Origin of the sequence: Streptomyces sp. NBC_00667 (assembly GCF_036226825.1) — a bacterium.
Taxonomy (GTDB): Bacteria; Actinomycetota; Actinomycetes; order Streptomycetales; family Streptomycetaceae; genus Streptomyces.
This window is the reverse complement of sequence record NZ_CP109022.1, coordinates 2,171,800-2,194,153: the sequence shown is the minus strand read 5'-3', so window position 1 is coordinate 2,194,153 and position 22,354 is coordinate 2,171,800. Positions and strand designations below refer to the sequence as shown.

The 22,354-nt window shown below is 73.8% G+C and carries 22 protein-coding genes and 1 other RNA gene; 13 read left to right on the top strand and 10 right to left on the bottom strand.

The annotated features are described in order from the left end of the window. Window positions 1-29: 29 nt before the first annotated feature. Together OHA81_RS10350 and OHA81_RS10345 are read left to right on the top strand one after the other, a co-directional pair. A complete protein-coding gene (locus tag OHA81_RS10350) occupies window positions 30-1,106 on the top strand; it encodes an alcohol dehydrogenase catalytic domain-containing protein (protein ID WP_329194848.1) in 1,077 nt (358 codons plus the stop codon). A gap of 23 nt (window positions 1,107-1,129) precedes the next feature. After that, a complete protein-coding gene (locus OHA81_RS10345) occupies window positions 1,130-2,083 on the top strand; it encodes a 3-oxoacyl-ACP reductase (RefSeq protein ID WP_329194847.1) in 954 nt (317 codons plus the stop codon). A gap of 554 nt (window positions 2,084-2,637) precedes the next feature. Here OHA81_RS10345 and OHA81_RS10340 read toward each other — a convergent pair. Further along, entirely contained in the window at window positions 2,638-2,844 is a 207-nt protein-coding gene (locus OHA81_RS10340; protein WP_329194846.1) for a hypothetical protein, read from the bottom strand. Between the two features lie 133 nt (window positions 2,845-2,977). On the opposite strand from OHA81_RS10340, the gene OHA81_RS10335 reads away from it, so the two are divergent. After that, on the top strand, window positions 2,978-4,267 hold the full coding sequence (locus OHA81_RS10335; RefSeq protein ID WP_329194845.1) for a helix-turn-helix transcriptional regulator: 1,290 nt from the start codon (window positions 2,978-2,980) through the stop codon (window positions 4,265-4,267). 42 nt (window positions 4,268-4,309) lie between these two features. Here OHA81_RS10335 and OHA81_RS10330 read toward each other — a convergent pair whose 3' ends face one another. Next, complete coding sequence (locus OHA81_RS10330) at window positions 4,310-5,374, bottom strand: hypothetical protein (RefSeq protein ID WP_329194843.1); 1,065 nt, start codon at window positions 5,372-5,374, stop codon at window positions 4,310-4,312. Window positions 5,375-5,561: 187 nt separating this feature from the next. Between OHA81_RS10330 and OHA81_RS10325 the strand changes: the two genes are divergently transcribed. The 3 genes from OHA81_RS10325 to OHA81_RS10315 are packed head-to-tail and all read left to right on the top strand — an operon-like array spanning window position 5,562 to window position 8,448. After that, window positions 5,562-6,419, top strand: a complete 858-nt coding sequence (locus tag OHA81_RS10325; RefSeq protein ID WP_329194841.1) for a Nif3-like dinuclear metal center hexameric protein — start codon at window positions 5,562-5,564, stop codon at window positions 6,417-6,419. Continuing rightward, a complete protein-coding gene (locus tag OHA81_RS10320; RefSeq protein WP_329202152.1) occupies window positions 6,416-7,159 on the top strand; it encodes a zinc ribbon domain-containing protein in 744 nt (247 codons plus the stop codon). The genes OHA81_RS10325 and OHA81_RS10320 overlap by 4 nt, the downstream gene beginning before the upstream one ends. Further along, complete coding sequence (locus OHA81_RS10315; RefSeq protein WP_329194839.1) at window positions 7,159-8,448, top strand: bifunctional RNase H/acid phosphatase; 1,290 nt, start codon at window positions 7,159-7,161, stop codon at window positions 8,446-8,448. Before OHA81_RS10320 ends, OHA81_RS10315 begins: the two co-directional genes overlap by 1 nt. 61 nt (window positions 8,449-8,509) lie before the next feature. On the opposite strand, the gene rnpB is transcribed toward OHA81_RS10315, so the two are convergent. Then, window positions 8,510-8,911, bottom strand: an RNA gene (rnpB, locus tag OHA81_RS10310) — RNase P RNA component class A. 78 nt (window positions 8,912-8,989) lie between these two features. Between rnpB and OHA81_RS10305 the strand changes: the two genes are divergently transcribed. Continuing rightward, window positions 8,990-9,709, top strand: a complete 720-nt coding sequence (locus tag OHA81_RS10305; RefSeq protein ID WP_329194837.1) for a MerR family transcriptional regulator — start codon at window positions 8,990-8,992, stop codon at window positions 9,707-9,709. Window positions 9,710-9,723: 14 nt separating this feature from the next. After that, window positions 9,724-10,320 (top strand): hypothetical protein, encoded by a 597-nt coding sequence (locus OHA81_RS10300; RefSeq protein ID WP_443056496.1) that lies wholly within the window; start codon window positions 9,724-9,726, stop codon window positions 10,318-10,320. On the opposite strand, the gene OHA81_RS10295 is transcribed toward OHA81_RS10300, so the two are convergent. Then, window positions 10,317-11,759 carry an RNB domain-containing ribonuclease gene (locus tag OHA81_RS10295; protein WP_329194833.1) on the bottom strand — a complete coding sequence of 481 codons (1,443 nt, stop codon included), beginning with the start codon at window positions 11,757-11,759 and terminating at the stop codon, window positions 10,317-10,319. The two genes, OHA81_RS10300 and OHA81_RS10295, sit on opposite strands and share 4 nt — an antisense overlap. 141 nt (window positions 11,760-11,900) lie before the next feature. Between OHA81_RS10295 and yaaA the strand changes: the two genes are divergently transcribed. Then, window positions 11,901-12,701, top strand: coding sequence for a peroxide stress protein YaaA (yaaA, locus tag OHA81_RS10290; protein ID WP_329194831.1), 801 nt, complete (start codon window positions 11,901-11,903; stop codon window positions 12,699-12,701). A 21-nt stretch (window positions 12,702-12,722) separates the two neighbouring features. Here yaaA and OHA81_RS10285 read toward each other — a convergent pair whose 3' ends face one another. Genes OHA81_RS10285 through OHA81_RS10275 form a run of 3 tightly spaced genes read right to left on the bottom strand, consistent with a single transcriptional unit; the run spans window position 12,723 to window position 14,995 of the window. Then, complete coding sequence (locus OHA81_RS10285) at window positions 12,723-13,301, bottom strand: GNAT family N-acetyltransferase (RefSeq protein ID WP_329194829.1); 579 nt, start codon at window positions 13,299-13,301, stop codon at window positions 12,723-12,725. A 13-nt stretch (window positions 13,302-13,314) separates the two neighbouring features. Then, complete coding sequence (locus OHA81_RS10280; protein WP_329194827.1) at window positions 13,315-14,190, bottom strand: PhzF family phenazine biosynthesis protein; 876 nt, start codon at window positions 14,188-14,190, stop codon at window positions 13,315-13,317. Window positions 14,191-14,233: 43 nt separating this feature from the next. Further along, on the bottom strand, window positions 14,234-14,995 hold the full coding sequence (locus OHA81_RS10275) for an SDR family oxidoreductase (RefSeq protein ID WP_329194826.1): 762 nt from the start codon (window positions 14,993-14,995) through the stop codon (window positions 14,234-14,236). A gap of 138 nt (window positions 14,996-15,133) precedes the next feature. Here OHA81_RS10275 and OHA81_RS10270 point away from each other — a divergent pair, with 138 nt between their 5' ends. Both OHA81_RS10270 and OHA81_RS10265 read left to right on the top strand, forming a co-directional pair. Beyond that, complete coding sequence (locus OHA81_RS10270) at window positions 15,134-16,426, top strand: Bcr/CflA family multidrug efflux MFS transporter (RefSeq protein WP_329194824.1); 1,293 nt, start codon at window positions 15,134-15,136, stop codon at window positions 16,424-16,426. A gap of 66 nt (window positions 16,427-16,492) precedes the next feature. After that, complete coding sequence (locus OHA81_RS10265) at window positions 16,493-17,518, top strand: small ribosomal subunit Rsm22 family protein (RefSeq protein ID WP_329194822.1); 1,026 nt, start codon at window positions 16,493-16,495, stop codon at window positions 17,516-17,518. 21 nt (window positions 17,519-17,539) lie between these two features. On the opposite strand, the gene ddaH is transcribed toward OHA81_RS10265, so the two are convergent. Further along, window positions 17,540-18,403 carry a dimethylargininase gene (gene ddaH, locus OHA81_RS10260; protein WP_443056757.1) on the bottom strand — a complete coding sequence of 288 codons (864 nt, stop codon included), beginning with the start codon at window positions 18,401-18,403 and terminating at the stop codon, window positions 17,540-17,542. Between the two features lie 100 nt (window positions 18,404-18,503). On the opposite strand from ddaH, the gene OHA81_RS10255 reads away from it, so the two are divergent. After that, window positions 18,504-19,172, top strand: a complete 669-nt coding sequence (locus OHA81_RS10255) for a TetR/AcrR family transcriptional regulator (RefSeq protein ID WP_329194819.1) — start codon at window positions 18,504-18,506, stop codon at window positions 19,170-19,172. A 158-nt stretch (window positions 19,173-19,330) separates the two neighbouring features. Beyond that, a complete protein-coding gene (locus OHA81_RS10250; RefSeq protein WP_329194818.1) occupies window positions 19,331-20,080 on the top strand; it encodes a bifunctional DNA primase/polymerase in 750 nt (249 codons plus the stop codon). An 83-nt stretch (window positions 20,081-20,163) separates the two neighbouring features. On the opposite strand, the gene efeU is transcribed toward OHA81_RS10250, so the two are convergent. Beyond that, entirely contained in the window at window positions 20,164-21,021 is an 858-nt protein-coding gene (efeU, locus tag OHA81_RS10245; RefSeq protein ID WP_329194817.1) for an iron uptake transporter permease EfeU, read from the bottom strand. Window positions 21,022-21,047: 26 nt separating this feature from the next. Next, on the bottom strand, window positions 21,048-22,334 hold the full coding sequence (gene efeB, locus OHA81_RS10240) for an iron uptake transporter deferrochelatase/peroxidase subunit (RefSeq protein WP_329194815.1): 1,287 nt from the start codon (window positions 22,332-22,334) through the stop codon (window positions 21,048-21,050). Window positions 22,335-22,354: the final 20 nt, after the last annotated feature.

The window sequence follows — 22,354 nt, the reverse complement described above, 5'->3', positions numbered from 1 at the left end:
GCCGACGAACGAACCGAAGGAGCCGCACCGTGCGCGCAGCGCTGCAGAGCGAGATCGGCCAGGACAAGCTGGAGGTCGTCGAGGACATGGAGGCCGTGGGCTTCGGCCCCGGCAAGGTCAGGATCCGCATCAAGGCCACCGGCCTGTGCCACTCCGACCTGTCCGCGATGAGCGGCGTACTGCCGCAGCCCGCCCCCTTCATCCCCGGCCACGAGGGCTCGGGCGACGTCGTCGACGTCGGCGACGGGGTGACCACCCACGAGATCGGCGACCGGGTCCTCGTCTGCTGGCTGCCACCGTGCGGACACTGCCCCGCCTGCAAGCGCGGCCAGGGCCACCTGTGCCTGGAGTCCTTCGGGAACGTGGCGACGCCCAACTTCCGCCGCGCGGACAGTGACGTCTTCGGCTTCGCCGGCACCGGCACCTTCGCCGAGGAGATGGTGGTGCCCGCCGCGTGCGCCGTGCCGATACCCGACGACCTGCCCTACGACATCGCCGCCCTGATCGGCTGCGGCGTGACCACCGGGCTCGGCGCGGCGATCAACACCGCGAAGGTCGAGGCGGGTTCCTCGGTCGCGGTCATCGGCTGCGGCGGCGTCGGCATCTCCGTCATCCAGGGCGCCAAGGTGCAGGGCGCGGCGCAGGTCGTCGCCGTCGACCCGGTCGCCTCGCGCCGCGAGGCGGCGCTCCGGTTCGGGGCGACGGAGGCGGTCGCGCCGGACGCCTTCGGCGACGCCAAGAACCGGATCACCGCCGGGGAGGGCTTCGACTACGTCTTCGAGGTGGTAGGCAAGTCGGCGACGACCCGGACCGCGTACGAGATGACCCGGCGCGGCGGCTCCGTCGTGGTCGTCGGCGCGGGAGCGCTGGACGACGACTACTCGGTCAACATGTTCTCGCTCTTCTTCGACGAGAAGAAGATCCTGCCCTCGATGTACGGGGGCGGTGACGTGCTCCGCTCCTACGAGCGCACCATCGCGCTGTGGCGGGCCGGCCGGGTGGACCTGGCGAGCCTGATCACGCACCGGGTGCGGCTCGGGGAGATCAACGACGCCCTCGACCAGATGCGTACGGGCGTGGCCCTGCGCACCTGCATCGAACTCTGAGCCGGACGAGAGGAACGCGGGAGATGTCACTGCCACATGAGCGGCCGCTCGAGGGGCTCAGCGCCCTCGTCACGGGCGCGGGCCGCGGGCTCGGCCGGGCCGAGGCGATCGAACTGGCGCGGCTCGGGGCGAGCGTGGTCGTCAACGACTTCGGCCAGCCCGGCCGCGACGGTTCCGGGGAGGCGTCGGCGGCCCCGGCGCAGGAGGTGGCCGAGGAGATCCGGGCCGCGGGCGGACAGGCGGTGGCCCACCTCGGTGACGTGGCCGACTTCGAGCAGGCGCGCGAGCTGGTGGAACTGGCGGTCGCCAGCTTCGGAAAGCTCGACGTCCTGGTCAACAACGCGGGCATCCTGCGGGACCGGATGGTCTTCTCCATGTCGGAGGAGGAGTGGGACTCGGTGATACGGGTCCACCTCAAGGGCCACTTCAACACCACCCACTTCGCCTCCGTGCACTGGCGGGAGCGGTCGAAGGCGGCCGGCGGCCCGGTGTACGGCCGGATCGTCAACACCTCCTCCGAGGCCTTCCTCGGCGGCAGCGCCGGCCAGCCGAACTACGCGGCGGCCAAGGGCGGAATCGTGGGCCTGACCACCTCGACCGCCCTGGCCCTGGCCAAGTACGGGGTCACCGCCAACGCCATCTGCCCGCGCGCCCGTACCCGGATGACCGAGGACGTGTTCACGGGCTTCCAGGAACCGGAGGAGGGCAAGCTGGACGCCCTCGCCCCCGAGCACGTCTCCCCACTGGTCGGCTACCTCGCCTCGCCGGCGGCCGCGAAGGTCAACGGGCAGCTGTTCGTGGTGCACGGCGGGATCGTGGCGGTGATGGAACGCCCCAAGGTCGCCGCGAAGTTCGACACCTCCAAGGAGGCGTTCACCTTCGAGGAACTCGACGGGCTCCTCACCTCCCACTACGACTCCCGCCCGCCGAACGAGACCTTCGCGGCGGCGGAGGTCCTGGGCCTCAAGCACGACTAGGCCCCCGGAGCCGGTATTCGGAGCGGGTGTGGTGCGGCCGGGACCAGGGGTTCCGGCTGCACCACACCCGTCGGTGTACCCGGCGTTACCTGACGTCCTTCGCCGCCGGGTTGAGGAGCATGGCGACGTAGACCCGGCCCTCGTTGAGGCGGCACGCTTCCGCTACCGGGCCAACAGCACCTCGAACCCGGGAACCCCCAGTTGGGGTTGCACTCGTAGCGGCTGTACAGCCCGAGCCCGATGCTGAGCGAACCGGCCTGTATGCACTGCGTGGAATCCGCGTACGTGCCGCCAGACACCCGGTAGCCGGCGGCCTGCGCGCTCCCGGCGCCGGCGCCCAGCACCGCGACGGCGCTCGCCGCGCACAGGCCGGCCACCAGCAGACGACGGCCACTGCTGCCGCATCCGTTGTGGGTGACGATGTTTCTTTCCGCTCGGATGGGCTTGCTCGTCAAACGGCGGGCGTTCATCAATCGAAGAGCGGGGTCGGGCCCACACCACCCAACCGGCAGCGGATGGCGTCCGCCGCCCCCTCACCCGGTCTCCCGGGCGGCTCAGTCGAGCGGCTTGCCGGGGCACCACGCGTCGCCCCAGGCCGTCGTCACGACACAGTGCTTGCCGGGCCGACCCTCCCCGGAGGCGGCGGCGACCGATGCATGGTCGGGGGCGCCGCCGTCGCCGTACGCGGCCGCGGCGGACCAGCCGAGACCCGTGCCCAGTACCAGTGCGACCAGTGCTCGTACGGCGACCAAACGCATCACGTCAACTCCTGGCCATGAGGGAGGGTTTCGGCCGAACATCCCGGCCGATGCCACCAGCCCGGCAGTCGGTCCCGCCTGCCGACAGCTCCGCAGAGGATCATCTGTGTGTCATGCATCTTTAGGAGGCAACGCCATGGAGCCGAAGGCAGGGGCGGACCCCGTGACCGGAATCCCCGGTCTCGACAGTGCGGCGGTCACGCTCTACCGCTGGACGATCGTGCACGAGCTCCTCCTGCCCGCCGCCCTGGCGCAGGCGGCCGCCGAGACCGGGCTGAGCGAGCAGGAGTGCCGCGAGGCGGTGCGGACGCTCACCGGAGCCTGCCTCTTCCAGCCGTTGCCCGGCGGCGGGGGGCAGGAGCCCGCGGGCTGGCAGCCGGTGAGTCCCCAGGCCGCCGCCGCGCGGCTGCTGTCCGACAGTGACGCCGCGCTGCGCGCGCACGAGCAGGCCCTGCGGGAACAGCGCCAGCGCATCCAGGACCAGCGCGAAGGGCTGGCCGCGCTCCTGCCCGTCTACCTCCAGGCGCGCCAGCACGCCTTCCCGCAGGGCACCATCGACCACCTGCCGGACAAGTTCGCCGTCCGGGCGCTGCTGTCCGACGTCATCGACTCCTGCCGCAGCGAGGTGCTCGTCTCCAAACACGGCGGTGCGTTCCCGGCCGCCGCGCTGCGCGAGGCGCTGCCCCGGGACGTGGCGCTGCTCGGCCGCGGCATCCGCATGCGCAGCCTCTACCAGCACGCCACCCGCTTCGACCAGGCCACGCGCGGCCACGCCGCGCAGCTCATCGAAGCCGGTGCGGAGATCCGCACCCTTCCCGAGGTCCTGCCGCAGATGATCGTGGTGGACTCGGCGCTGGCGCTGCTCCCCGCCCGGTCCGGTGGGGCCCTGATCATCCGCGAACCCGACCTGCTCGCCTACCTGCTGGACGTCTTCGAACGCGACTGGCAGCAGGCGACCCCGTTCGCCACCGGTCCGCGTGCCGCTCACGACATCTCCGAGACCATGAAGCAGAGCATCCTGGTCCTGCTGGCCAAGGGGCTCAAGGACGACTCCATCGCGCGCCGCCTCGGCATCTCCCTGCGCACCTGCCGCCGTCACGTCTCCGAGATCCTGGACGGCCTCGACGCCCGCAGCCGCTTCCAGGCCGGGGTCATCGCCGAGCGGCAGGGCCTGACCGGCTGCCCCGCCGCGGCTTCGGCCCCCGGCCCGCAACGGGAGCCGGAGCCCGGTAACGGGCCCGCCCCCGAGGCCGGGGCCGTGGCCCGTTGCGCCGGTTGTGGCGGGCCGCTGTCCGGACCCGGCAGTGGTGGGGACCGGCCGGCCGGCCGGCCCGCGCGGTACTGCTCGCCCCCCTGCCGGTCGCGGGCCTACCGGGCCCGGGTGAAGCACCGGTCCGCGCGGCCCGAAGACGCCGCCCCGGCCTGAGCACCGTCACGAAAGGGCGCGTGCGTCACGAAACGCTCCGCCTCAGTTCAGCGGGGCCTGCTGGAGGGGGACCGGGCGGGGTGCCACGGGCGGCGTGATCCGGACCGGCGGCGGCGGGGGCACCGGCTGGGCCAGGGTGACGACCGCGCACGGCACCTCCGGCGTGGCGCAGGGGAGGCGCAGCACCCCCTGCGGCGTCCAGAGCCCCGCACCCAGCCAGCCCATCGGGGCGGAGATCCGGAAGACCTGCCGGTCGGCCGGGCGCCACAGGGCGATGCCCTCGGGCACCCGCAGCGCGACCCCACAGCTCTCGGGCATCAGCGCCTGCCCCGGCTGCACCGCGAACGGCACCGCGTCCGCCGACCGCAGGCACTCCGGGAAGCGGACCGGGCGCTCGCTGCCCAGCACCCCCCAGGCCAGGCGCGGCTCGCCGGGCGCGTCGGAGCGGATCAGCAGCAGCCCGCTGTCCGGCTCGGCCAGCAGCAGCCGGTCGTCGCTGTGCTCGGCGATCTGCAGCAGCGGGGTCACCTCCCCGCCCCGGGCCAGGTCCACCACCACCGCCTTGGTGCGGCCTTCCAGCTCCCGGTCCAGCGACAGCAGCCGGCCCGCCCGGTCCAGCCAGACGCCGCCCGAGCAGCGGCCCGCGAGGATCGCCGCCCGCCGGGGCCCGCCCGGAGCCCCGGCCACCTGCCACAGGACCGTCTCCTCGGCGGCCACCGCCAGGGCGTAGGCGCCGTGCCCGTCCGGGGACGGCGGCAGCAGGAAGACCCGTACCTCCTGCGAAGCCGGGACGACGGCGCCGAGCGGCAGCTCCCCGGTGCGCGGCCCGGCCCCGGCGCCGCCCGTCGGGTACAGCAGCGCGAAGGCGTGCCGGTCCGCGACCCGGCGGTGGATCAGGACCCGCCCGTCGGTCAGCGGCAGCACCTCGCTGTCCGCCTCCTCCGGCTGCCCGAGCGGCAGCGGCACCGCGTACGGCTCGGGCCCGGCCAGAGTCCAGCGCTCCGGGTACCGCGCCTGGCCCTCCCCGGCCAGCCGCGCGGCGTACGCCCCGTCCGCCGCGATCGTGAACGCGGCAGCCGTCGTCATCTCGATGGCACAGACAGTCATCCGTGCGTCACCTCCGGTGAGGAAGCTAGTTTTCGCACTTCCTGACGGACAGCACCACCTCACCCGCTTCACACATACGGGTGGCGGCCCGGCGATTCGGATGTGGCGCGGGGGGTGGCTGTGCTGCGCGGTGCCGGGGTCCCCCGGCACCGCCACCAGCGGCCGCCACGGACGGTAGCCTTGGCCCGTGCCCCGTCTCTGCGAAGTCATCGCCGCCCTCGACGCTCTCTGGCCCCCCGCGCGGGCCGAGCAGTGGGACGCCGTCGGCACCGTCTGCGGTGACCCCGACGCCGAGATCACCCGGGTCCTGTTCGCGGTCGACCCGGTGCAGGAGATCGTCGACGAAGCCGTGCGGCTCGGCGCCGACCTCGTCGTCACCCACCACCCCCTCTACCTGCGCGGCACCACCACCGTCGAAGCGGGCACCTTCAAGGGCCGCGTCGTGCACACGCTGATCAAGAACGACATCGCGCTGCACGTCGCCCACACCAACGCCGACACCGCCGACCCCGGCGTCTCGGACGCCCTCGCCGGCGCCCTGGACCTGCGCGTCACCGGCCCCCTCGTGCCCGACCCGACCGACCCCGCGGGCCGCCGCGGCCTCGGCCGGATCTGCGAACTCGACCACCCCGAGACCCTGCGCGCCTTCGCCGCCCGCGCCGCCGCCCGCCTGCCGCACACCGCGCAGGGCATCCGCGCCGCCGGCGACCCGGACGCGCTGATCCGCACCGTCGCCGTCAGCGGCGGCTCCGGAGACAGCCTGTTCGCGCAGGTCCGCGCCGCCGGCGTGGACGCCTTCCTCACCGCCGACCTGCGCCACCACCCCGCGTCCGAGGCCCGCGAGCAGAGCCCGCTCGCGCTCGTCGACGCCGCCCACTGGGCCACCGAGTGGCCCTGGTGCGAGCAGGCCGCCGCGCAGCTCGACGCGATCTCCGAGCGCCACGGCTGGGGTCTTCGCACCCACGTCTCGCGCACGGTCACCGACCCGTGGACGGCGCACGCGCCGTCCGTCACCTCCCCTACCAACCCTGGAGCCCCCAACTGAACGCCGAGCCCGCCGACCAGATCCGACTTCTCGATGTCCAGGCCCTGGACGTCCGGCTGTCTCAGCTCGCCCACAAGCGCAAGTCGCTGCCCGAGCACGCCGAGGTCGACTCCCTGACCAAGGACCTCACCCAGCAGCGCGACCTGCTCGTCGCCGCCCAGACGCAGGCCAGCGACGCCGCCCGGGAGCAGACCAAGGCCGAGCAGGACGTCGACCAGGTCCGCCAGCGCGCGGCCCGCGACCAGGCGCGACTGGACTCCGGCGCGGGCATCTCGGCCCGGGACCTGGCGAACCTGCAGAGCGAGGTCGTCTCCCTCGCCAAGCGTCAGGGCGACCTGGAGGACGTGGTCCTGGAGGTCATGGAACGCCTGGAGGCCGCGCAGGCGCGCGTCACCGAGCTGACCGAGCGGGTCTCCGGCCTGGAGGCCAAGCTCGCGGACGCCACCGCGCGCCGCGACGCCGCCACCGCCGAACTCGACGCCGAGGCCGCGGGCATCACCAAGGACCGCGAGGTCATCGTCGCCTCCATGCCGCAGGCGCTGATGGCGCTGTACGAGAAGATCCGCGTCAAGCAGGGCGGCGTGGGCGCCGCGCGCCTGTACCAGCGCCGCTGCGAGGGCTGCCGCCTGGAGCTCGACATGGCCGAGGTCAACGAGATCAAGGCCGCCGCCCGCGACCAGGTCGTACGCCACGACAACTGCGGCCGCATCCTGGTCCGTACGGCGGACTCGGGGATCTGATGCCGAGGCTCGTCCGGTTCGTCGTGGAGGCGGACGGCGGATCCCGGGGCAACCCGGGGCCCGCCGGCTACGGCGCGGTGGTCCTCGACCCGGCCACGGGCGAGACGTTGGCCGAGCGCGCCGAGTACATCGGCGTCGCGACGAACAACGTGGCCGAGTACAAGGGGCTGATCGCCGGGCTGAAAGCCGCCCGCGAGCTGGCCCCCGACGCGCTGGTCCTCGTACGCATGGACTCCAAGCTCGTCGTCGAGCAGATGTCGGGCCGCTGGAAGATCAAGCACCCGGACATGAAGCCGCTGGCCACCGAGGCGGCGGCGATCCTGCCACGCGCGCAGGTGACGTACGAGTGGATCCCGCGGGAGCGCAACAAGCACGCGGACCGGCTCGCCAACGAGGCCATGGACGCGGGCCGCAACGGCCGGCAGTGGGAGCCGTCGGCCTCCTCCGCCGCCCTGGACCACTCGGTGGCGCGCGCCCTGGCGACCCCGCCGCCGTCGGGCCCTCCCGGCGACGCCACGGCAGGGGCGGCCGCGGTCCGCGCGGCCCTCGCCGCCCCATCCGTTACGCCGGCACCCGCCGCGGGGGCCGAGCAGGCGGCGGACACCCTGTTCGCGGAGCCCGGCCCCGCCACGCCGGCGCCGGCGCCGGGATGGGGTCCCGACCTGGGTACCCCGGCCACCTTCGTGCTGCTGCGCCACGGCGAGACGGCGCTGACCCCGCAGAAGCGCTTCTCCGGCAGCGGCGGCTCCGACCCCGAACTGTCCCCGGCCGGCCGCCGCCAGGCCGCCGCGGTGGCGGGGGCGCTGGCCGCGCGGGGCACCGTGGAGGCCGTCGTCAGCTCCCCGCTGCGCCGCTGCCGGGAGACCGCGCAGGCGGTGGCGGACCGGCTCGGACTGCCGGTCGTCATCGAAGAGGGCCTGCGCGAAACGGACTTCGGTGCGTGGGAGGGCCTGACCTTCGCCGAGGTGGGGGAGCGCTTCCCGGACGACCTCCAGGCATGGCTGGACTCCCCGAAGGCGGCCCCCTCGGGCGGTGGCGAGAGCTTCACCGCCGTCACCCGCAGGGTGTCCGCCGCCCGCGACCGCCTGCTGGAGGCGTACGCGGGACGCACGGTACTGCTGGTCACGCACGTGACCCCGGTCAAGACGCTGGTCCGCCTCGCGCTCGGCGCGCCCCCGGAGTCCCTGTTCAAGATGGAACTGTCGGCCGCCTCGCTGTCGGCGGTGGCCTACTACGCCGACGGCAACGCCTCGGTCCGCCTCCTGAACGACACCTCGCACCTGCGCTAGGCACACGCGCCGGAGCCCCCGCCACACTGTGGCGGGGGCTCCGGGCCGTTGCGACGGAGGACAGACGAGCCGGCCTGTACGCCGGGTTCTGTCGCCCGGAGACCTCGCGGTCGCCGGGGAGACGGCCATCCATCTAGGACCGGCGTTGCCGCCGGCCTCGTGCGGTCTACCCGCGGACTCGGGCGGGCAGCCCTCGATCGTCCGCGCAGGGCCGTCCGGAGACGACCCCTCTTGACCTTGCTCCGGGTGGGGTTTACCTAGCCGCCTGAGTCACCTCAGGCGCTGGTGGTCTCTTACACCACCGTTTCACCCTTACCGAGGGCCGAAGCCCCTGGCGGTCTGTTTTCTGTGGCACTGTCCCGCGGGTCACCCCGGGTGGGCGTTACCCACCACCCTGCCCTGTGGAGCCCGGACGTTCCTCGGCGGGATCCGAGGACCCCGACGCGGCCGCCCGGCCGACTCGTCTGTCGTGCCGACCATGCTACCGGCTCGGCCGTCACGGCTTGACCTTGCCGCAGCGGCAGGGTTTCTACTGGGCGCCATGCGGATCGGAGAAATCGCCGCCCTGGCGGGAGTCACGACCAGGGCGGTACGCCACTACCACCACATAGGCCTGCTCCCGGAACCGGCGCGGCTGACCAACGGGTACCGGACGTACACCGTCCGGGACGCCGTCCTGCTGGCCCGCGTGCGCAGGCTGACCGAACTCGGGCTGGGCCTGGACGAGGTGCGGGACGTCCTGGCCGACGACGCGGGGCGCGAGCTCGCCGAGATCCTGGCGGAGCTCGACGCGGACCTGGCCCGGCAACAGGACGAACTGGCCGCACGCCGGCGGCGGCTCGCGGAACTGTCCGGCGGGGACGCCCCGCCCGCGCTCGCCCGGCTGCTCGACGAGGCGCCGCCGACGTCCTCGCCCAGCGCCGTGCTCGACCGGGAGCACCTGACGCTGCTCGACGCGACCGGTGCCGGGACCCGGGAGCTGTACGCCGCACTGGCCCTGCTGGCCGCCGACCCGGCGGTACTCGCCCTGTACGAGAGGCTGGACGCGCTCGCCGACGCCGCGGCCGACGACCCCCGCATCCCGGCGCTCGCCGCCGACCTGGTGGCGGCAGTCCCCGACGAGGCGTTCGCGGCGATCGCGCCCGGCACGGGCCTCGACCTCCCCGGGTTCAAGGAGGCCCTGCTCGCCGAGTACGCCCCCGCGCAGGCGGAAGTCGTACGCCGGGTCATGGACGCCTTCGCGGAACGGGTCCGGGGATGAGGGGCGTAGGGGCTGTGCGGCGGCTGGTGGGCAACGAAGTGCGGGCCGCAGCCGCGCTCGGGCGGTGGGTGCTGCGCAAGCCGCCGCAGGGGGTCGGCGGGGGCGATGTCGCCGCCGGGTACACCGGACCGCAGACGGCCATGATGTACGGGCTGCTGTTCGTGGCCCTGGTGGAGACGGTCGCCCTGGAACTCCTCGTCCCCTGGCCCGTCGTGGCCCGGGTGCTGCTGGTCCTCGACGGGTACGGCGTCCTGGCGGTGCTCGCCCTGCACGCCGCCTGCGTGCAGCGGCCGCACGTCGTGCGCGCCGACGGCTCGCTGCGGATCCGCTACGGGGTCCTCTTCGGCCTCACCGTCCCGCCGGACGCGGTGGCCTCGGTCCGGGTGGAGCGCCGCTACCCCCAGGGGCGGCTCGTCACGGTGTCCGAGGACGGGGTGCTCGACCTGGTGGTCGGCGGTCAGACCACGGTGACCCTGGAGCTGGCCCGGCCGCTGGACTTCGTCCGGCCGCTCGGGGCCCGCGCGCGGGCCCGTACGGTCCGCTTCCACGCCGACGACCCCCGCGCGGTGGTCGCCGCCCTGAGGCGCGGACCCGCGGACCAGACGGCCTAGGCAGGGGCGAAGAGGATCTTGGACGTGCCCGGGTCGGACCGGGTGAGACGGACGCGGATGCGTTCGCCGAGGGGCAGCTGCGCCGTGGGGGACTCGATGCGGCCGACCACCGCCGGGTCCTCCAGCTGGACCGTTCCGATCTGCGGTTCGTGTTCCTTCACGTCGATCACCGTCGCCTCGAAGGTCTCGCCGACCCGGTCCTTGAGCACGGCCGCCTCGACCAGGTCCACGCACTCCCGCTCCGCGGTGTTCGCCAGCCGGGTGCCCTCCGCCATCTCGTGCGGCAGCGCCGACAGTGCGGCGACGGCCCACTCCGGCGGCTCGGCCCCGGCGGACGCCGCCACGCACAGTTCACCGGCGTACCGGTCGACCAGCCGGCGCAGCGGTGCGGTGCAGTGCGCGTACGGGGCCGCCACCGCGGCATGCAGCAGCGGGACGGGGGTCTGACCGGGGGCGAAGGCCGTGTACCCGGCGCCGCGCAGCAAGGTCGTGCACTCCTGGAGGAAGGCGGCGTGGGCGGGCAGGTGCGGGTCGAGGGAGCGGACGAGTTCCGCGTACGGGACGTGGTGGGGCCAGTCGATCCGCAGGGCCTTCGCCGCTCGCCGCAGCCGGCCGACCGCGCCGTCGGGGGCGCTGGGCAGGGTGCGCAGGATCCCGGTCCCGGCGGCGAGCATCATGTCGGCGGCGGCCATGCCCGTCATCAGGGAGATCTGGGCGTTCCAGGCGTCCGCCGGGAGCGGCACCCGGAAGGCGAGCGCGTAGGAGCCGGCCTGCTCCACCACCTCCTGCTCGGGCACGTTCAGGGAGATCCCGCCGCGCTCCACCTCCAGGGCCTCGCGGAGCGTCCCGACGGTCTTGAGCAGAGCGAGGGCCTCATCCGCCGTCCCGGAGTCGATGGCCTCCTGGACGGTGGCGTAGTCGAGTTTCGCCCGGCTGCGGACCAGGGCCCGGCGCACCTCCGCGCTCTCCACCCGGCCGTCGGCGTCCAGGTCGAGCCGCCACACCAGCGCGGGGCGGCTCTGGCCGGGCAGCAGGCTGGCCGCACCCTCCGAGAGCACGGCCGGGTGCAGCGGGACCTTCCCGTCGGGGAAGTAGAGGGTGGTGACCCGCCGGTGGGCTTCGGCGTCGAGGGCGCCGCCGGGGGTGACGAAGGCGGCGACATCGGCGATCGCGTAGTGCACGCGGTAGCCGCCGGAGGGACGTTTCGCCAGGTGCATGGCCTGGTCGAGGTCGACGGAGCCGGGCGGGTCGATGGTGAAGAAGGGGATGCCGGTCACGTCGGTCGACGGGAGGCGGGGGTGCGCGGCGGCCGACTCGGCCTCGGCGATCACGGCGGCGGGGAACTGCTTGGGCGCGCCCAGCCTCGTCCGCAGTGCGCGCAGCGCGGCCCGCAGCGCGGCCCCGTCCGCGCCGGTCATGTGCAGGTGACGGCGTGGCATGGACCGAGCCTATGGGGGGCGGCCCCGTACTGCCCGTCGAATCCCGCCGGGCGGACGCGTCGGTCCGCCCGCGCCGCGCCGTTTACGCTGGGCGCCGGGGGCCGCACCCCCTGCGCCGTGTCGTACCGAAGGAGAACCACCGTGCTCGTGCTGCTGCCGCCCTCCGAGGGAAAGGCCGCCGGGGGTTCCGGCGCACCACTGGACCTGGGATCGCTGTCGCTGCCCGGGCTGGCCGGGGCACGGGCGGCCGTGCTGGACGAGCTCGTCGAACTGTGCGCGGCCGACGAGACCAAGGCGCGCGAGGTGCTGGGCCTGAGCGAGGGCCTGCGGGGCGAGGTCGCCAAGAACGCGGAGCTGCGGTCGGCCGTCGCGCGGCCCGCCGGGGAGATCTACACCGGGGTGCTGTACGACGCCCTCGGCCTGGCCGGCCTCCCGGAGCCGGCGCGGGCCCGGGCCGAGCGGTCGCTGCTGGTGTTCTCCGGGCTGTGGGGCGCGGTGCGGATGACGGACCGGATCCCCACCTACCGGTGCTCGATGGGCGTGAAGCTGCCCGGGCTCGGCGCGCTGGGCGCGTACTGGCGGACGCCGATGGCGGAGGCCATGCCACAGGCGGCGGGGGAGGGCCTCGTGCTGGACCTGCGCTCCTCCGCGTACGCGTCGGCCTGGAAGCCGAAGGGGGAGGTCGCGGGGCGGACGGCGACCGTGCGGGTGCTGCACTCCCAGGTGGTCGACGGGGTGGAGAAGCGGTCGGTGGTGAGCCACTTCAACAAGGCGACGAAGGGCCGGCTGGTACGGGACCTGCTGCTGGCGGGCGCGGTACCGGGCAGCCCCGCGGAGCTGGTGGAGGCGCTGCGGGAGCTGGGCTACGCGGTGGAGGCGCAGGAGCCGGGCAAGCCGGCGAAGCCGTGGTCGCTGGACGTCGTGGTGACGCAGATCCACTGAGCCGGGACCGGGCGGCCGCTGCTACCAGAGGCGGTCGACCGGCCCCGGGTACAACGGGATCCGCGCGGCCGTGAACACCGCGCGGGTGGCCGCCGGGTCCGGGGTGAAGAAGGCCGCCAGGACGGACTTGTCGAAGCCCGGCCGGTCGCTCGGCAGCGGATCGGCCGGGGTGCCGCCGAGCAGGACCGTGCCGGGCAGGTGCGCGAAGCCGGCCGCCTCGTAGAACGGGGTCAGCTCCCGGTCGCAGCTGAACAGGGCCACGTCCACCTCCGGGTCGGCGGCCAGCAGCTCACGGGCCGCCCTCACCAGGCGGCCGCCGAGGCCCCGCCCGCGCAGCTCCGGCCGGGTCACCACCGCGCTGAGCCCGGACGCGCGGTACGTGCCGCCCGCGAACCGGATCTCCTTGCGCAGCAGGGTCAGGCAGGCGGCCACCACCCCGGCCCCTTCCCCGGCCCCCTCCCCGTCCCCGTCCCACAGCACCACGGTGCGCGGGGCCAGCGCCGGGTCGTGGCCGGACCCCGCCCCGGGCCAGGTCACCGCCTCCAGCGCCCCGACCTGCGCGGCGACCCCGGCCGGGAGCACCTCGTACACCTCGATCACGCGGCCGCGCCCGTCACGCGAGGGCCACCGCGGCGCCGCCCACCCGCACCCGGGCGTCACCCGGCCGCAGTTCCACCGTCAGGACCCCGGGCCGGCCCATGTCCTCTCCCTGGCGCAGCGTCAGCGTCGCCCCCTCCGGGACCAGCCCGAGCTCGCGCGCGTACGCCCCGAACGCGGCCGCCGCCGCCCCCGTGGCGGGGTCCTCGACGACGCCGCCGACCGGGAACGGGTCCCGGACGTGGAACAGCTCCGGGCCCTCGCGGTACACCAGCTGGACCGTGGTGAGGTCCAGGCGGCGCATCAGCGCCTCCAGCCGGGCGAAGTCGTAGTCCAGGCGGCCCAAGCGGGCGCGGGTCGCGGCGCCGAGCACGAGGTGGCGGGCCCCGGCGTAGGCGATGCACGGCGGGAAGGCCGGGTCGAGGTCGGCGGCCGGCCAGTCCAGCGCGGCCAGTGCCTCGGCGAGGTCCTCGGGGGACACGGCCTCGGTGTGCGGCTCGACGCTGGTCAGCACCGCCCGCAGGCCCCCGTCGGCCTCGGTCACCGATACCGGCACGGTGCCCGCCGGAGTCGCGAAGACGAGTGCGCCCGGACCGATCCGCTCGCCCAGCGCGACGGCGGTGGCGACGGTGGCGTGCCCGCAGAAGGAGACCTCCGCCTTCGGGCTGAAGAACCGCAGCGTGAAGCCCCGTCCGGGCTCGGCGTCCAGGTCCTGCGGCGGGGGAGTCAGGAACGCGGTCTCGCTGTACCCCAGCTCCGCCGCGATCTCGAGCATCCGCTCGTCGTCCAGCGCGCTCGCGTCGAGCACGACCCCGGCGGGGTTGCCGCCGGCCGGGTCGGTGGAGAAGGCGGTGTAGCGCAGCACCCGGGTCGGTTCCGTCGTATCAGTCATGATCAGCCCAACTCCCGGGACACCGGCCGTCATTCCCGTCCGCTCAGCCCCGCCCGATGTACGGCATGGCAGTCGCCATCACCGTCGCGAACTGCACGTTCGCCTCCAGCGGCAGCTCCGCCATGTGCACCACCGTGCGCGCCACGTCAGCCGCGTCCATCACGGGCTCCACGGCCAGCTGCCCGTTGGCCTGGAGGATGCCGCTCTGCATGCGCTGCGTCATCTCGGTCGCCGCGTTGCCGATGTCGATCTGCCCGCACGCGATCCGGTACGGCCGCCCGTCCAGCGACAGCGACTTCGTCAGACCCGTCATGGCGTGCTTGGTCGCGGTGTAGGCGATGGAGTGCGGGCGCGGCACGTGCGCCGAGATGGAGCCGTTGTTGATGAGCCGGCCGCCCTGCGGGTCCTGCGCCTTCATCTGCCGGAACGCCGCCTGCGCGCACAGGAAGGAACCGGTCAGGTTGACATCCACGACCGAGCGCCAGGCCTCGTACGTGATGTCCTCCAGCGGGACCCCGCCGGGGCCGAAGGTGCCGGCGTTGTTGAAGAGCAGGTCGAGCCGCCCGTACCGCTCCCGGACGGTTCGGAAGAGGGCGTCCACCTCGTCCGGATCGCTCACGTCCGCCCGTACGCACAGCATGTCGGCGCCGTCCCCGGCCGCCTCGGCGGTGTCCTCCAGCGGCTGCGCACGGCGCCCGGCCACCGCCACCGACCAGCCCGCGGCCGCCAGGGCGAGGGCGACGGAGCGGCCGATGCCGGAGCCGGCCCCGGTCACCACAGCGATCTTCTTCCCAGGTGCGTTCATGGGGCCGCAGGGTACGTCACAGCGGACATTCGCCCGCGGACGTTCCGACAGCTGAGAGCATGGGTCGGTCAAAGGTGCGAAAACGTACGACGAGACCCGACGAGACACGACGAGCCGACGACGAGAGTGGAGTTGCGCATGCCGGAGAGAGTCCCTGGGACGGCCCGCGGCCGCAAGCCGTCGTCCGCCCTCCCGCACCCCTCTCCGGCGGCGCGCCGAACCGGCCTGCTCGTCACCTTCATACTCGGCGGGCTGACCGCTCTGCCGCCGCTGTCCATGGACATGTACCTGCCGGCGCTGCCGCAGGTCACCTCCGCCCTGCACAGCCCCGCCGCCACGGTCCAGCTGACCTTGACCTCCTGCCTCGCCGGCATGGCACTGGGCCAGCTCGTCATCGGCCCGATGAGCGACAAGTGGGGGCGCCGCAGGCCCCTGCTGACCGGCATGATCGTCTACGTGCTGGCCACCGCCGTCTGCGCGCTCGCCCCCACCACCGAACTCCTCGTCGGCTTCCGGCTGGCCCAGGGCCTGGCCGGCGCGGCGGCCATCGTCATCGCCCGCGCCATCGTGCGCGACCTGTACGACGGGGTCGAGATGGCCCGGTTCTTCTCCACGCTGATGCTGATCTCCGGCGCCGCCCCGATCATCGCCCCGCTCATCGGCGGCCAGGTGCTGCGCTTCGCCGACTGGCGCGGGGTCTTCGTCGTCCTCACCGCCGTCGGCACGGCACTGACGCTGGTGGTGTGGCGGGCGCTCGACGAGACGCTGCCGCCCGAGCGGCGCCACACCGGAGGCGTGGGTGCCGCCCTGCGCACCATGCGCGGGCTGCTCGGCGACCGGGTCTTCGCCGGGTACACCCTGGCCGGCGGCTTCGCGTTCGCGGTGCTCTTCTCGTACATCTCCGCCTCGCCGTTCGTGGTCCAGGAGATCTACGGGGCTTCGCCGCAGCAGTTCAGCCTGCTGTTCGGCCTGAACTCGGTCGGCCTGATAGCGGTCGGCCAGATCAACGGCAAGCTGCTGGTGGGCCGGGTCAGCCTGGACAAGGTCCTGGCCTGCGGGCTCGCCGTCGTCACCGTGGACGCGGTCGCCCTGCTGCTGATGGCGGGCGGCGCGTTCGGGAAGGTGGGGCTGGCGCCGATGGCGGCCGGGCTCTTCGTGCTGATGTCGGCGATGGGCGTGCTGATGCCGAACACCAACGCGCAGGCGCTGATGCGTACGCCGCATGCCGCGGGGTCCGCGTCCGCGCTGCTCGGCACCTCCTCGTTCCTGGTCGGGGCGGTCGCCTCGCCGCTGGTCGGCATCGCGGGCGAGGACACGGCGGTGCCGATGGCGCTCGTCCAGCTCGTCTGCGCGCTGCTGTCGGCGGCCTGCTTCCTCGGGCTGTGCCGCCCGTGGCAGAACCGGGAGCCGCTGGTGGCCGCGGGTCAGTAGGCGGCCTCGGGCGGCCGCCGGCCGCGGCCGGGGCGCGGCCCGCGCCGGGCGCCGTAAACTTCCCGGGTGAACGCCTCCGCCGCCCTTCCCGCTTCCGGTCCCACCACCGCCGAGACCCTGCGCTCCGCGCTCGGCGGGCTGCTCGACGGGCTGCCGCCGAAGCAGGCCTCGGCGGCCGTCGAGCGGCTGATCGCCAACTACCGCGGCACGATCCCCACCGACGTGCCCGTGCTGCGCGACCGTTCGGACGTGGCGGCGTACGCGGCGTACCGGATGCCGGCCACCTTCGAAGCCGTACGTTCCGCCCTGGACGCCCTGGCGGAGGCCGCGCCCGAGTGGTCGCCGGGCTCGCACGTCGACGTGGGCGGCGGCACCGGCGCCGCGACCTGGGCGGCGGACGCCACCTGGGACGGCCCGCGCGCCACCACGGTGCTGGACTGGGCGGAGCCGGCGCTTGCCCTGGGCCGGGAACTGGCCTCGCGCTCCTCGTCGCCCGTGCTGCGCGCGGCCGAGTGGCGCCGGGCCGTCATCGGCGCCGGGACCACGATCCCGGAGGCGGACCTCGTGACCGTGTCGTACGTGCTCGGCGAACTCACCGTGGAGGCCCGCCGGGCGGTCGTCGCCGAGGCGGCGCGCGCCGGCCGGGCGGTGGTGCTGATCGAGCCGGGCACCCCCGAGGGCTACCTGCGCATCCGCGAGGCCCGCGGGCAGCTGATCGACGCCGGGATGACGGTGGCCGCGCCCTGCCCGCACGACGGGACCTGCCCGATCGAGGTCGGCCAGGACTGGTGCCACTTCTCGGCGCGGGTCAGCCGGTCCTCGCTGCACCGGCAGGTCAAGGGCGGCTCCCTCCCGTACGAGGACGAGAAGTTCAGCTACGTGGCCGCGACGCGCTTCCCCGTGGAGCCGGCCGCCTCCCGGATCACGCGCAGGCCGCAGATCCGGAAGGGGCTGGTCCTGCTGGACCTGTGCGGTCCGCCGCAGGAGGGCTTGACCCGGGCCACCGTGACCAAGCGCCACGGTGACCTCTACAAGGCGGCGCGGGACGCGGACTGGGGACAGGACTGGCCGCCCGCCCCCGAGCCGCGCTGACCCCCCGGGGTCAGGGCGCCGTCACGGCCGCAGCTCCTGCGTGCAGCACTTGATGCTGCCACCGCCCTTGAGCAGCTCGCCCAGATCCATCGGGATCGGCTCGAAGCCCCGCTCGCGCAGGGGTGTGAGCAGACCCGCCGCGGCCTGGGGGAGCAGGACGTGCAGGCCGTCGGAGACGGAGTTCAGGCCGAAGGCCGCCGCGTCCTCGTCGTCCACGATCAGGGCGTCGGGGAACAGCCGCCGCAAGACGGCCTGGCTGCCGGGCGAGAAGGCCGGCGGGTGGTACATGATCTCGTCGCCGTCCAGGACGCACAGGGCGGTGTCCAGGTGGTAGAAGCGCGGGTCCACCAGGTCGAGGCCGATGACGGGGCGGCCGAAGAACTCCTGCGCCTCGTCGTGCGAGAGCGGACTGGAACGGTAGCCCCGGCCCGCCAGGATGTAGGTGGCGGTGACGGCGAAGTCGCCCTCGCCCTCGTTGATGTGGGACGGCTCGTGGATGTCCCGGAAGCCGTGGGTCCGGAACCACTCCAGGTGGATCTCCGCCTCGGCGGAGCGTTCCGCGTAGGCGAACCGGGCCCCCAGCACGCGGCCGTCGATGACCAGGGCGCCGTTGGCCGCGTAGACCATGTCGGGCAGTGCGGGGTCCGGAACCAGGGTCTCGACGGTGTGGCCCAGGGCGCGGTAGCGGTCCCTCAGGTCTTCCCACTGGGCTTGTGCGAGGGGCAGGTCCACCGGTTTCGCGGGGTCCATCCACGGGTTGATGGAGTACGTGACCTTGAAGTGCGCGGGTGGGCACATCAGGTAGCGCCGGGGTGTGGCGTCTCTGCGCAAAGAAGGCTCCTCACGACTGACTCGCGGTGCGTGTGCTGTGCGTGTGCAGAGAATCGTCTCTCCTCGACGTGGACCGCGCAGTGAACTGATTGGGTGGTTTATCGGAATGACCGGAACCGGAAGACGGTCCGTCTCGCGTTGGTACGTTGAGGGCATGAGCAGGACTCCCCACACCAAGACCCCCGGGGCCGCACCCACCGGAGGCACGAGGCCCGAAGCCACGGCGCCCGGAACCAAGGCCCCCGATCCCACCCGCCGCAGCGACCGGTCCCGCCGGGCCATCCTGGACGCCGCGCTCGCCCTCGTCGGGGAGGTCGGCTACAACAAGCTGACCATCGAGGCCATCGCCGCCCGCGCGGGGGTCGGCAAGCAGACCATCTACCGCTGGTGGCCCTCGAAGGCGGCCGTTCTGCTCGACGCCTCCCTGGCGCTGGCCGGGGACGCCGCGACGGCGGACGGCAGGACCGGCCTCCCGGACACCGGCGACCTGGCCGCCGACTTGAAGCGGGTGCTGCGGGCCACGGTGGACGAGTTCAACGACCCGTCGTACGACGCCCCGCTGCGCGCCCTGACCGCCGCCGGGGCGACCGACCCGGAGCTCGGGGCGCGCTTCACCGAGCGGCTGCTGGCCCCCCAGCTCGCCCTGTACGAGGACCGGTTGCGCAGCGCGCGGGTGGCGGGGCAGCTGGCGGGGGGAGCGGATCTGCGACTGATGACGGAGATGCTGCTCGGCCCGCTGACGTACCGCTGGTTGTTGCGGACGGCTCCCCTGACGCACGCGTTCGCGGACGCGCTGGTGGACGCCGTGCTGGGCACCGCGTAAAGACCCGGGGCCGCGTCACGCAGTCCCGCGTGACCGAGAACATATGGCCGAATTCTGCCTTTATGGGCGGGCCCGGTGCGGGGGTGCGGTCACCCGGCACCCCGGAGGGTGGGACCATGGGAAGGTCCGCCGGGGGCAACGGTGAGGTGAGGGGATAGATGGGGTCTGAGTCCGGCCGCGTCCAACGCGGCGAGCAGAGCAGGATTTCCCAGTGGCTGCGCCGCCGCTCGAAACCGGCTCCCGAAGACCCCGGCAGGGAACGCGAGGCCCTCCTCCTGGCCGTCGCCGCCGCCGGCCTCCCGATCGCCCCCGCCGCCCACCCGGCCGGCTACCGGTGTTCCTGCGACCGCATCGGCTGTCCGACGCCCGCGCGACACCCCGTCTCGTTCGCCTGGCAGACCCAGGCGACCACCGACCGCGCGCAGATCGAACGATGGGCGCGCAACCACCCCCAGGCCAACTTCATCACCGCGACCGGCATGGTCCACGACGTCCTGGACGTCCCGCTGGAAGCCGGACGCGACGCCCTGACCCGGCTGCTGGCTGCCGGCGTGGAGGTCGGCCCGGTGGCCGAGTCCGGCGGTACGGGCGACCAGGCCCGCATGCTGTTCTTCACGGCGACCCGGGGGACGCCGGAGGACGAGGACGAGTGGTGGCCCTGCGAGCTGGACTGCCACCCCGAGACGATGGACGAACACCCCGGCCTGCGCTGGCACTGCCGCGGCAGCTACGTCCTCCTGCCGCCGGCCGCCCTCCCGGGCGAGCAGCGCGTCGCATGGCTGCGCGGAGTGGAACACCCGCTCCCGGACCCGCTGACGCTGCTCGAAACCCTGACCGACGCCTGCGCCCAGTACGCGGGAACCTCCGAGCAGACCCCCGCGGCCGTGGCCTGGCCCCTCGGCCGCTGACCCCGCGAAAGGCGACGGGCCGGACGACTGCTGTCGTCCGGCCCGCGCTCTTTTCCCGTTCCTTAGGCCCGGCCCGGCCCGGCCTAGCCCTGCGCCCGCGCCGGCCGCCGGTCCGCGGGCTCGCCCTGCCCGCTCCGGCCCTTGACGGCCGACGGCGCCAGGAACAGGCCCAGCACCGTCAGCAGGTACACCACCCACACCACGAGCTGGACCACGGTCGGGTCCGGCTGGAAGTTGAACGTCCCCTTGAGCAGGGTCCCGTACCAGCTGTCCGGCGGGATCGTCGCGCTGATGTCGAACGCCTTGGTCAGGATGCCGGGCAGGAACCCGGCCTCCTGGAGGTCGTGGATCCCGTACGCCAGAACGCCCGCCGCGACCACGACCAGCATGCCGCCGGTCCAGGTGAAGAACTTGGCGAGGTTGATCCGCAGGGCCCCGCGGTAGAACAGCCAGCCGAGCAGCACCGAGGTGCCGATGCCCAGCAGCACACCGGCCAGCGGGCCCGCGCCGTCACCGGCCGCCTTCACCGAGCGCCACACGAACAGCGACGTCTCCAGGCCCTCGCGGCCCACGGCCAGGAACGCCGTCGTCACCAGCGCACCGGTGCCCATGGCGAGCGCCGAGTCGAGCTTCTCGTGGAGCTCCGCCTTCAAGTGGCGCGCGGTGCGCTTCATCCAGAAGACCATCCAGGTCACCAGGCCCACCGCGACGACCGACAGAGACCCGCCGATCGCCTCCTGCGCCTCGAACGTCAGCTGCTCCGTGCCGAACTCGAGCGCTGCGCCGAAACCGAGGCTGAGGGCGGCCGCGAGGCCGACGCCCAGCCACAGCGGCCCGAGCTTGTCCTTGTGGCCGGTCTTCACCAGGTAGGCGATGAGGATGCAGACGACGAGGCTGGCCTCCAGCCCCTCGCGCAGGCCGATCAGGTAATTGCTGAACACGTGGTTCCTCCTACGCGTCTACAGGTCTACGCGAACAGCGTCCGGCCCCACCAGTCGTCCTTGTCGCGGACGCCCGGCGGGACGGCGAAGACGGCCGAACCCACGTGCTGGATGTATTCGTTGAGCGCGTCGTTCTTCGACAGGTTGCGCTGGACCGGGATGAAGCCCTTGCGGACGTCCCGCTGGTAGGCGAGGAAGAACAGACCCGCCTCCAGGCGGCCCAGCCCGTCCGTGCCGTCCGTGAAGGAGTAGCCGCGGCGCAGGATCCTCGCACCGTTGTTGCTGTCCGGGTGGGCGAGGCGGACGTGCGCCTCGGGCTTCATGGCCTTGAGGAAGGGCTCGTCGCGCTCCTTCGACTTGCCGACGGGGGCGCCCTCGCCCTTGTCGCGGCCGAAGACGTCCTCCTGCTCCTGGAGGGAGGTGCGGTCCCAGGTCTCGATGTGCATCCGGATGCGGCGGGCGACCAGGTACGAGCCTCCGGCCATCCACGGGCTGCCGTCGGACGCGGCCGCCCAGACGTGCTGGTCGAGTGCCGCCCGGTCGGTGCCCGAGATGTTCCGGGTGCCGTCCTTGAAGCCCATCATGTTGCGCGGGGTCTGCGCGTCCGGGGTGGTGGACGAGGTCTTGCCGAAGCCGAGCTGCGACCAGCGGACCGCCGTCTTGCCGAAGCCGATGCGGGCCAGCTGGCGGATGGCGTGCACCGCGACCTGCGGGTCGTCCGCGCAGGCCTGGACGCAGAGGTCGCCGCCGGAGCGGGCCGGGTCCAGGTTGTCGCCGGGGAACTGCTCCAGGTCCACCAGGGCCTCGGGGCGCTTGTCCTCCAGCCCGAAGCGGTCCTTGGCGAACAGGCCCGGCCCGAAACCGATCGTCAGGGTCAGCCGGGACGCCTTGAGGCCCAGCGCCTCACCCGTGTCGTCCGGCGGGGCCTCCGGGAGGCCGCCGAAGCCGCCCTCGCCGACGGGGTGCCCGGCGGTCATCAGCCGGGCCGCCTCCGTCCAGTCCTTGAGGAGCTTGATCAGCTCCTCGCGGTCCTTCGTCTTCACGTCGAAGGCCGCGAAGTGCAGGCGGTCCTGGACGGCGCTCGCGATGCCGGCCTGGTGCTCGCCGTGGAAGGGCACGGCCGCCCCGGCCGAGGCCGCCGGCACCACGTCCGACGTGCCGCCGAACGCCGCGACCGCACCGCCGGCCGCGGCGGCGCCCAGCGCCAGCCCGGCCCCGCCCCAGCCGAGTACGGCACGCCGCGAGGGCGCGGTCGCCCCCTCGGGGGTGTCGTCGCCGTCGTGCTCCGCCGCTACCGGCTCCGTGCCAGTCATCCCGGTCCTCCCGCCTGCTC